This is a genomic window from Rhizobacter sp. (assembly GCF_031412075.1).
Taxonomy (GTDB): domain Bacteria; phylum Pseudomonadota; class Gammaproteobacteria; order Burkholderiales; family Burkholderiaceae_C; genus Rhizobacter.
In genome coordinates this window covers 1-9125 of the sequence record NZ_JANOCG010000510.1, presented here as the reverse complement: position 1 = coordinate 9125, position 9125 = coordinate 1, and the positions used below count along the sequence as shown (strand labels likewise).

Sequence of the window (9125 nt, the reverse complement as noted above, 5' to 3'; positions counted from 1 at the left end):
ACCAGCTGCCCGGCTGGCCCGAGCGTGTGAAGCTGATGCAGGAAAACTGGATCGGCAAGAGCGAAGGTGTGCGCTTTGCCTTCCCGCACCAGATCAAGGGCCGTGATGGCCAGCTGATCGGCGGCGGCAAGATGTACGTCTTCACCACCCGCGCCGACACCATCATGGGCGTGACCTTCGCCGCCGTGGCGCCCGAGCACCCGCTGGCCCTGCATGCGGCGGCGAGCAACCCGGCCGTGTCGGCCTTCATCGAAGAATGCAAAACCGGTGGCACCACCGAGGCCGAGCTGGCCACGCAAGAAAAGAAGGGTGTGCCCACCGGCCTGAACGTCACGCACCCGATCACCGGCGAGCCGGTGGCGGTGTGGGTCGGCAACTACGTGTTGATGAGCTATGGCGACGGCGCCGTGATGGGCGTGCCCGCCCACGACGAGCGCGACTTTGCGTTTGCCAAGAAATACGGCATCGACATCCTTGAAGTGGTGCACGTCGACGGCCTGCACTACTCGTATGACCACTGGCAAGACTGGTACGGCGACAAACAGCGCGGCGTGACCATCAACTCCGACAACTTCAGCGGCCTCAACCACCAGGCCGCCGTCGACGCGGTGGCCGCGGCGCTCGCGCACAAAGGCCTGGGCGAAAAGAAGACCACCTGGCGCCTGCGCGACTGGGGCATCAGCCGCCAGCGTTACTGGGGCACGCCGATCCCCATCATCCATTGCGATGAACATGGGCCCGTGCCGGTGCCTGAGAAAGACCTGCCCGTCGTGTTGCCCGAAGACGTGGTGCCCGATGGCAGCGGCAACCCGCTGAACAAACACGCGGCGTTCCTGAACGTGGCCTGCCCGACCTGCGGCAAACCATCGCGCCGCGAGACCGACACGATGGACACCTTCGTCGACAGCTCGTGGTACTTCATGCGCTATTGCGACGCGAAGAACGACCGCGCCATGGTCGGTGCCGGCACGCAGTACTGGATGCCGATGGACCAGTACATCGGCGGCATCGAGCACGCCATTCTTCACCTGCTGTACGCCCGCTTCTGGACCAAGGTGATGCGCGACCTGCACCTGGTGAAGGTCGACGAGCCGTTCACCAAGCTGCTGACACAAGGCATGGTGCTCAACGAGGCTTTTTCGCGCACCGACAGCGGCAAAGACTACTTCTGGGCGCACGACCTCGACATCGTTCGAGACGACCACGCGCAAGTGCTGTCGGCCACCGCCAAGGCCGATGGCAAGCCGGTCACCTACGACGGCTGGACGACCATGTCGAAGTCGAAGAACAACGGCGTCGACCCGCAAGACCTGATCGAACGTTACGGCGCCGACACCGCCCGCCTGTTCGTGATGTTCGCCTCGCCGCCGGAGCAGACGCTCGAGTGGAATGACGCGGGGGTGGAGGGCGCACACCGCTATCTGCGCCGCGTGTGGAACTACGGCGTGAAAAACGCCGAGGCGATCAAGTCGACGGGCGACACCAGCGGGGGTGACGGCGAAGAAGCCAAGGCCTTGCGCCGCGAGGTGCACACCGTGCTGCGCCAGATCAGCTACGACTACGAGCGCATGCAATACAACACCGTGGTCTCGGGTGCGATGAAGCTGCTCAACGCGCTGGAGGCTTTCAAGGTCGGCGCACCGGGTGTCATCCGCGAAGCCTTCGGCATCTTGTTGCGCGCGCTCTACCCGGCTTGCCCGCACATCACCTGGCAACTCTGGCAAGACCTGGGTTATGCCCGCGTGCACGGCGACCTGCTCGACGCGCCCTGGCCGCAGGTGGATGAGGCAGCGCTGGTGCAAGACCAGATCGAGCTGATGCTGCAGGTCAACGGCAAGCTGCGCGGGTCGATCAAGGTGGCGGCTGCGGCCGACAAGGCGACGATCGAGGCCACGGCCTTGGCCAATGCCGAGTTCATCAAGTTCGCCGAAGGCAAGGCACCGAAAAAAATCATCATCGTGCCGGGTCGTTTGGTCAACGTCGTGGTGGGATGACCAAGCGCAGAGCTTTCCTCGGCTTGGCTGTGCTCAGCCTTTCGGCCTGCGGCTTCGAACTGCGCCGCGCCCCCGAGCTGCGGTTCAAGACCGTGCAGCTTGCCGGCTTCAAGCCCCAATCAACGCTCGCCGACGAGCTGCGCCGCAGCATCGCGGCCAGCACCACCACGCGGGTGGTCGAGGCGGCGTCGCAGGCCGAGGTGGTGCTCGAAGCCATTTCTGATTCGCGTGACAAAGGCGTGGTGGCCTCCACCAGCGCCGGCCAGGTGCGTGAAGTGCAGCTGCGCGCGGTGCTCAACTTCCGCTTGCGCACACCGGCCGGCAAAGAACTCATCGCACCGACCGAGATTGCGCTCAGCCGCGACATGACCTACAACGAGCGTGATGCGCTGGCGAAAGAGCAGGAAGAAGAGCAGCTCTACCGCGCCATGCAAAGCGACATCGCAGCCCAGGTGCTGCGCCGCCTGGCGGCTGTGAAAACTTTGTAGAGGCCGACCACCATGCAATTGCGTGCCGATCAGCTCGCTGCTCACCTCGGCAAAGGCTTGCGGTCGATCTACACCGTCTACGGCGACGAACCCCTGCTCGCGCAAGAAGCCACCGACACCATCCGCGCCGCCGCACGTGCCGCCGGTCACACCGAGCGCCAGGTGCACACGGTCTCGGGTGCGCACTTCGACTGGAGTGGGTTGCTGGGGGCGTCGCAGGCCATGAGCCTGTTCGCCGACAAGCAGCTGATCGAGATCCGCATCCCTTCGGGCAAGCCCGGCAAAGACGGCTCGGATGCCTTGCAGCGTTACTGCGACACCTTGTCCGATGACGTGGTCACCATCCTCACCCTGCCCAAACTCGACCGCACACAACAAAGCAGCGCCTGGTTCACCGCGCTCGATGCGGCCGGCGCCACGGTGCGGGTCGACGCCATCGAACGCAAGGCCCTGCCGCCGTGGATCGCGCAGCGCCTGGCGGCGCAAGGCCAGCGGGTGCAAGGCGGTGAAGACGGGCAGCACACGCTCGCGTTTTTTGCCGACCGGGTGGAAGGCAACCTGCTCGCTGCGCACCAGGAAATCCAGAAACTCGGGCTGCTCTACCCGCCAGGCGAGTTGACCTTCGAGCAGATCGAAGCGGCCGTGCTCAACGTGGCGCGCTACGACGTCTTCAAGCTGGGTGAGGCCGTGCTGGCCGGCCAGGCGGCGCGTGCCTTGCGCATGCTCGACGGCCTGCAGGCCGAAGGCGAAGCCGCGGTGCTGGTGCACTGGACGCTGGCCAACGACATCTTGTCGCTCAAGCGCGTGAAAGACGCCATCAACAGTGGCAAGCCCTTGCCGATGGCGCTGCGCGAAGCGCGTGTGTGGGGTGCCAAGGAGCGCTTGTTCGAACGTGCCGTGCCGCTGCTCACTGACAACGCGATCGCCCAGCTGGTCGAGGCGGCGCAAATCTGTGACGGCCTGGCCAAAGGCCTCAAACACCCCGACTGGCCCGTCGATGCCTGGGATGGGTTGAAGCGCCTCGTGCTGATGCTGGTGCAGTGGACGGCCGCCAGCCCGTCGCGCAAAACCGTGAAGCTCGCGCTGACGGCTCAGTAGCCCCGCGCCCGGTCGACCAGGTGGGCCACCGGCCGGCCCTCGCGCCAGGCTTGCAGGTTGGCCACCGCGACGCGGGTGGCGCTGCGCAAGTCGGTTTGTGCGGCGGCGTGCGGCAACACCGTGACCTGGGGGTGCGACCAGAACGCGTGATCCGTCGGCAGCGGCTCGGTCTGGAACACGTCGAGCACCGCGTGCTGCAGGTGGCCGCGATTGAGCGCGCCCAGCAGGTCGGCATCGACCACCTGCTGGCCACGCGCCAGGTTCACAAAGCTCGCGCCGGCCTTCATGTGCGAGAAGGCCTGCGCGTTGAACAGGCTGTGCGTGCGTGCGGTGAGCGGCAGCAGGTTGATCACGATGTCGGCATGGCCCAGCACCGCCGGCAGCGTGGCATCGCGCGTGAACGAGGCCACGCCGGGCAGGCTGGCCTCGCGCCGGCTCCAGCCAAGCACCGTGTAGCCATTGGCCACCAGGCGCTGCGCCACGCTGCGGCCCATTTCACCCAGGCCGAGCACGGCCACCCGCAGCTCGTCGGCCCGCCGTTGCGGCAGGGCACGCCACACGCCGCTGCGTTGTTGTGCGGCGTAGGCAAAGTGATCGCGATGCAGGCTGAGCACGGCCCACAGCGCGGTTTCGGCCATGGCGGCACTCATCACAGGGTCGACCATGCGGGCGAGCGGCAGGTCGCGCGGAACGGTGTCGTCGCGCAGCAGCTTGTCGACGCCGGCCCACATCGACTGGATGAAACCGAGGCGCGGCAAACCTTGCAAGGCGCCGGGTGGCGGGTTGGCGACCAGGGCCATCTCGATGCTGGCGTCGTGTGCGGCGGATCGCTGTGTCAGCACGGTCTCGCCCCGCAAGGATTCGCTCAGCTCGTCAGCCCAACGTTGCAACTCGTCGGGGGCAAAGTCGGTGGCGAGAAGAAGGCTCACGACCGGAGTGCCGCGAGCGCTGTTTGCAGCGCACGATCCACCGTCTGCTCGCGCACCTCGGCGCGGTCGCCTTGCAGCTGCAGCAGCGTGGCCTGTGCCGGCTCGCCGCGCCGAGCGAGTGCGAGCCAGACCGTGCCCACCGGCTTGGCCGGCGTGCCGCCGCTGGGCCCGGCCACGCCGGTGACGGCCAGCGACAGGTCGGCCGGTGAATGGGCCAGCGCACCCTCGGCCATGGCGCGCGCCACCTCGGCGCTCACCGCGCCGTGTTTGATGATCAATGCAGCAGGCACGCCCAGCAGCTCGGTCTTGGCGTCGTTGGAGTAGCTGACGATGCCGCGCTCGAACCAGTCGCTGGAGCCGGCGATCGAAGTGCAGGCGGCGGCGATCAGGCCACCCGTGCACGACTCTGCCGTGACGAGCAGCAGGCCACGCTCGCGCAACATGTGCGCCAGCGTCTCGATCTGTGTGTCCCAGCGCGACAAGGCATGCATCAGAACCACCTCCACAAGGCAATGACGAGCAACGTACACAAGGCGGCAACGTAGTCGTCGAACAAGATGCCAAAACCTTGCGCCCACCCCACGGGCTGGCCACGCCGGCCCTTGAACAGCGCGTCGGCCCAGGCCACGGGGCCGGGTTTGACGGCGTCGAAGAAGCGGAACAAGGCAAAGGCCACCACCTGCCCCCAAAGGCCCATCGGCATGGCAAGCCACAGCACGGCCCAGAAGGCGATGACTTCGTCCCACACGATGGCGCCGGGGTCGGCCGTGAGCAGGTGGCGCGCGGTGACGGTGCAGGCCCACCAGCCGATCAAGCTGCCGACGGCGAGCACGATGGCCCAGTGCAGGTCGCTCAGGTGCGGCTGCATCACCAAGAACGCGAGCCAGGCCCACAGGGTGCCGACCGTGCCGGGAGCGATCGGCGAGAGCCCGCTGCCAAAACCGAGCGCGATCACGTGCGCCGGGTGGCGGAACATGAAACGCGCGCTGGGCTTGAGGGGTGCCACGCGCAGCGGTGGGTGCAGCGGGGTGTCCGGTGTCATGACTTGAAGTGGTCGAACGAGCCAAACGTGTGGGGCACAGGGCGGCCCTGCGCATCGACCAGCGTGAGTGCGCGCGAGTCGTTGATGCGCCCGATGCGGGTGGCCGCCACGCCGCTGCGTTGCGCGGCGGCTTGCACCGCGTCGGCGAGTGCGGGCGGGGCGGTGAACAGCAGCTCGTAGTCGTCGCCGCCCGCGAGCGTGCATTCGCGTTGCAGGGCAGTGGGCTGCGAGGCGAGCACGGCGCTGCGCGGCACCGCATCGACCTCGACCGTGGCGCCCACGCCAGAGCGTTTGAGGATGTGCGCCAGGTCGCCCAACAAGCCGTCGGAGACGTCGATCGCACTGCTGGCCACATTGCGCAAGGCCTGGCCCAGCGCAACCCGCGGCTGCGGCAGCTCCATCGCCACACGCACCTGTTCGAAGGTTTCACCGCTCAGTGCCACGCTGCCGCGAAAACATTCCAGCGCCAGCCGCGCGTCGCCCACTTGGCCGCTCACGTAAAGGTCATCGCCTGCGCGTGCGCCCGAGCGCAACAAGGCCTGGCCGGGTGGCAGCTCGCCGAACACGGTGATGCAGATGTTGAGCGGGCCCTGGGTGGTGTCGCCACCCACCAGCTCGCAGCTGTGTTCATCGGCCAGCGAGAAGAGGCCTTGTGCAAAGCCGGCGAGAAAGCTGTCTTCGGCGCGCGGCATGGCCAGCGCCAGGCTGAAGGCCACGGGCCGTGCGCCACAGGCCGAGAGGTCCGAGAGGTTGACCGCCAAGGCCTTGTGGCCCAGGCGCTGTGGCGACACGGTGGACAGGAAATGGCGGCCCTCGACCAGCATGTCGCTGCTGATGGCGAGTTGCATGCCCGCGGTGGGCTGCAGCAGCGCGCAGTCGTCGCCAATGCCAAGAGCAGCATGCTTCACCGGCCGGGTGAAGTACTTGCCGATGAGGTCGAATTCGCCGAGAGCTTCCATGTGGAGGCGGATTATCGGCGGCGCGCAGTGCGCAGTCTTCAGATGCCGCGCAGCAGGTTGGCCAGCTCGACCGCCGACTTCACGTCCATCTTCTCGAACACCCGGGCGCGGTGCACTTCGACCGTGCGCACGCTGATGTTGAGCTGGTCGGCGATCAATTTGTTGGCCAGGCCATCGATCACACACTGCATCACGTCGCGCTCGCGGTCGGTCAGCTCGGCCAGGCGGCGACGCACACCTTGTTGGTCGCGCTGGCGCAGCAAGGTCTGGGCGCTGATCTCGAGCGCCTGTTCCACACGGTCGACCAGGGCGTTGTCGGAGAACGGCTTTTCGACGAAGTCGAAGGCGCCCCGCTTGACGGCCGCCACCGCGGTGGGCACGTCGCCGTGGCCGGTCAGAAAGATCACCGGCAACACGCCCAGCAGCTGGCGCTCGATCAAGCGGTCGAACAGCACCAGGCCGCTGGTGCCGGGCATGCGCACGTCAAGCAGCAGGCAGCTCGGCGCCACCGGCCAGGGCGCGGGGTTGCCGGCGCGGGGGGCGGCGAGCCGCGAGTCGAGCATGGCCTCGAAGGCTTCGGCGCTGGCAAAACCTTCTGACAGCAGGCGGCGCGAGCGCAGCAACCAGGCCAGGGCGTCGCGCACCACGTCTTCGTCGTCGACGAGGTAGACCATGGGCAGGCCCAGCTGCAAGGTGGTGTGGGGGTTCATGGCAGGGCTTGCGGTGTTTCGCGCGGGAGTGTGGCTCCCGTGCTTGTATGCGATGCCGACGCCGCCGGCAAGGTGAAGCGGAATTCGGCGCCCACCGGGCGCGCGCTGCCGGCGGGGCCGGGCAGGTTTTGAAAGTCGAGCAGGCCGCCGTGCTGTTCGATCACCGTGCGGCACAGACTCAGGCCCAGGCCCATGCCTTCGGGGCGGGTGGTGAAGAAGGGAGTGAACAGGCGCTGCGCCACCTCGGGCGGCACACCGCGGCCGTTGTCGATGACGGCAAAGGTGACCCAGCGTTCGTGGGTCTGGCGCACGCGGATGGTCAGCTCGCGCTTGGGCAAGGGCGTGGTGGTCTCCATCGCCTGGATGCCGTTGCGCGTGAGGTTCAACAACACCTGTTCGAGCATGGTGCGGTCACACACCACGCGGGGCAGCGGTGTCGGCAGGTCCAGCTCGATGCGGGTGCCGCTCTTGCGCGCTTGCAGGCGGGCCAGCGGCAGCACCGAGTCGATCAGCTCGTCGACACGGATGGCCTCGCGCGCCTGCTCGCGGCGGCGCACGAAGTCGTGCACGCTCTTGATCACCCTGCCGGCACGTTCGGCCTGCTCGGCGATGCGCTGCGCGGCCTGGCGCAGCAGGTTGCGGGTCTCCGCAGAGTCGGCCTCACGCTCGTCGTTCATCAGATTCAGCGAGCCGGTGGCGTAGCTGGCGATGGCGGCCAGCGGCTGGTTGAGCTCGTGGCTCAGCAGCGAGGCCATCTCGCCCACCGTGGCCAGGCGGGCGGTCGCCTGCAGGCGCTCTTGCTGCTGGCGCGAGAGTTCTTCGACGCTGCGCTGCGCGCTCACGTCGAGTGCGGTGCTCATCCAGCCGGTGTGCTGGCCATGGCCGTCGACCAGTGGGGCTTCGAAGATCATCACCGCGAAGCGCTCGCCGTTGCGCCGCATGAAGGTGGTCTCGTACCCTTCGCGGGGTGGCGGCGAGCCGGTCAGGCGCACCTGCTGGCGGGCGGTGTATTCCTGCACCCGCTCGGGCGGCCAGTAGGGCGGTGTGGCCTGGCCGATCAGATCGGCGGCCGTGAAGCCCACCATGTTGCAAAACGCCGGGTTGACGTAGGTGATGCGGCCTTGCAGGTCGCGCGCGCGCAAGCCGGTGACGAGCGAGTCTTCCATCGCCCGGCGAGTGGCCAGCGCGTCGGCCAGTGCGTTTTCAGCGAGGGCACGGCGGCGCACGTCGCGCGCCAGCAGCCACACCACCACGCCGAGCGCGAGCGACAGGCTCAGCACCAGCGCGACGGTCAGGTTGGGAATCAGACGTGGGCTGCCGGTGCCGCTGTCCACACGCAGTTGCAGCGTGAGGCCGGGCAGGTCGAGCACGCGGTTGGCACGGAACACACCCAGCCCACGCGGCAGGCCGGCACGTGCCAGACGGGTGCCGTCGCCTTCGACGAACGAAAGTTCGTGCGCGCGGGTCACCTCGGGGGTGACCACTTCATTGAGCAGCTGCGCCAGCGAGAAGGTGGCCACGATGTAGCCGGTGGTTTCGCCCGCCACCTGCGCGGGCAGGCACACGTCGACCACCTCTTGCCCCATGCCGCCGGCCAGGGGCACGAAGTAGCTGCGCGAATACGACGGGCTGCCTTGGCGGCGTGCGTTGGTGCAGGCCAGCTGCGCTTCGAACTCCATGCTGTCACGCGGGATCTGCGTGAAGATCTGCGCGTGAAAGGGTGAGCTCACCGCCGACACGACGCGCATGCCGGCGTCGCGCCGCTCGATGCGCAGCAGCTCGCGGCGCGAGCGCAGGAGGTCGGACGCATCGGTACGCCACTGCAGGATGGGCGGCGAATTCCAGGTCAGCGCTTGCAGGCTTTGCAGGTCGCGGCCGAGCGCGCGCCGGAGGTCGCCGATGGAC

Annotated in this window: 9 protein-coding genes; 3 read left to right on the top strand and 6 right to left on the bottom strand. The window is 67.7% G+C overall.

The features are described 5' to 3' along the window. The 3 genes from leuS to holA all read left to right on the top strand — a co-directional run. On the top strand, window positions 1–1994 hold a 1994-nt coding region (gene leuS, locus RMO40_RS18870), incomplete at its 5' end, for a leucine--tRNA ligase (protein WP_309724678.1). Beyond that, a complete protein-coding gene (locus tag RMO40_RS18865) occupies window positions 1991–2482 on the top strand; it encodes an LPS assembly lipoprotein LptE (RefSeq protein ID WP_309724676.1) in 492 nt (163 codons plus the stop codon). The genes leuS and RMO40_RS18865, both read left to right, overlap by 4 nt. 12 nt (window positions 2483–2494) lie before the next feature. Next, a complete protein-coding gene (gene holA, locus RMO40_RS18860; protein ID WP_309724673.1) occupies window positions 2495–3580 on the top strand; it encodes a DNA polymerase III subunit delta in 1086 nt (361 codons plus the stop codon). Here the strand turns inward: holA and RMO40_RS18855 are convergent. The 6 genes from RMO40_RS18855 to RMO40_RS18830 form a co-directional block, all read right to left on the bottom strand. Beyond that, window positions 3574–4509 (bottom strand): NAD(P)-dependent oxidoreductase, encoded by a 936-nt coding sequence (locus RMO40_RS18855; protein WP_309724671.1) that lies wholly within the window; start codon window positions 4507–4509, stop codon window positions 3574–3576. The genes holA and RMO40_RS18855 overlap by 7 nt on opposite strands. Further along, window positions 4506–5000 carry a CinA family protein gene (locus RMO40_RS18850; RefSeq protein ID WP_309724669.1) on the bottom strand — a complete coding sequence of 165 codons (495 nt, stop codon included), beginning with the start codon at window positions 4998–5000 and terminating at the stop codon, window positions 4506–4508. Before RMO40_RS18850 ends, RMO40_RS18855 begins: the two co-directional genes overlap by 4 nt. Beyond that, a complete protein-coding gene (locus RMO40_RS18845; protein WP_309724667.1) occupies window positions 5000–5551 on the bottom strand; it encodes a phosphatidylglycerophosphatase A in 552 nt (183 codons plus the stop codon). Before RMO40_RS18845 ends, RMO40_RS18850 begins: the two co-directional genes overlap by 1 nt. Beyond that, window positions 5548–6510: a thiamine-phosphate kinase gene (gene thiL, locus RMO40_RS18840; RefSeq protein ID WP_309724665.1), complete on the bottom strand. Its 963-nt coding sequence runs from the start codon at window positions 6508–6510 to the stop codon at window positions 5548–5550. Before thiL ends, RMO40_RS18845 begins: the two co-directional genes overlap by 4 nt. 38 nt (window positions 6511–6548) lie before the next feature. Beyond that, a complete protein-coding gene (locus RMO40_RS18835) occupies window positions 6549–7220 on the bottom strand; it encodes a LuxR C-terminal-related transcriptional regulator (protein WP_309724663.1) in 672 nt (223 codons plus the stop codon). Then, window positions 7217–9125: ATP-binding protein (locus RMO40_RS18830; RefSeq protein ID WP_309724661.1), on the bottom strand; the 1909-nt coding region annotated here is incomplete at its 5' end. The genes RMO40_RS18830 and RMO40_RS18835, both read right to left, overlap by 4 nt.